Raw genomic sequence first — 968 nt, 5'->3', positions numbered from 1 at the left:
GGGGTTGACGACATCGTCGCCGCTGCCCTGCGCGTCGGGACGACCCGGGGGTTCGAGGCGCTGACCATGCGGGCCCTCGCCGAGGAGCTCGGGGTGTCCGCCATGGCCGCCTACCACCACGTCCCCAACAAGGACGCGCTGGTCAACCTGGTCGTCGACGCGGTTCTCGCCGACGTCGAGATCCCCCCGACCGACCTCGGCGACTGGGACGTGCGCCTGTGCACGCTGCGCAGCCGCGTGTCCGAGGCACTGGGTGCCTGGCCGGGCGTCGACGCGTTGGTCTTCGGCCGCCCGCCCACCGCCCATGGCTGGCGCATCATGGACGGCTACCTCCAGATCCTGCTCGACGCCGGCCTGACGCCGAAGAACGCGCTGCTCGGCTTCAACGTCCTGCAGGACTACGGCATGGCCCGGTCCATCATCCAGCGCCGGATGCGTGCCGCCGGGGGCGCGGACGGCGGCGTCCCGAGCGACCGGCCCGCGCAGTGGCCGGCGCTGGGCCGGGTGGAGCAGACGTGGTCCCAGATCCATCGCAGCGACGTCGCCGCCTTCGCCGACGCCCTCATCGTGGAGGGCCTGCGTGCCCTGCTGGCCAGGCAGCACGCCGGCACCGACGTTGAGTAGCGGTTGCGCGGTGCGGTTCCGCGGAACACCTTGATCGCCGGGACTGGAGCGCGCCCTCATCCAGACGGTGCGCCGATCCGGGTACGTTGATCGCAGCGGCGGGGCCGAAACACCCGCACGGCGGCAACGGCCCCCGGGAGGTCCGTCGCCGCCGCGGCGGGCAGTGCCAGCCGTGTCGTGTCAGCCGTTCGTGCTGGTGGGGGTCAGTTCGTGCTGGTGGCGGTCAGGTCGTAGACCGTCTGGCCGCCCACGGCGGTGGCAGTGAAGTGCGCCGCGACCCAGGTGGCGATCTGCGAGCTGGTCCCCGAGGCGCGGTCGCCGCCCATCCCGCCGCCACCCATGCC

Annotated in this window: 1 protein-coding gene; it reads left to right on the top strand. The window is 73.1% G+C overall.

The annotated features are described in order from the left end of the window. Nucleotides 1–624, top strand: a 624-nt coding sequence (locus NBZ85_RS31395; RefSeq protein ID WP_261563455.1) for a TetR/AcrR family transcriptional regulator, incomplete at its 5' end; no start/stop codon positions are given. Nucleotides 625–968 lie beyond the last annotated feature (344 nt).

The organism is Frankia tisae, assembly GCF_025403405.1.
Classification (GTDB): Bacteria; Actinomycetota; Actinomycetes; order Frankiales; family Frankiaceae; genus Frankia; species Frankia tisai.
The sequence above is the reverse complement of the archived record's forward strand: the minus strand, read 5'-3'. Positions and strand labels throughout refer to the sequence as shown.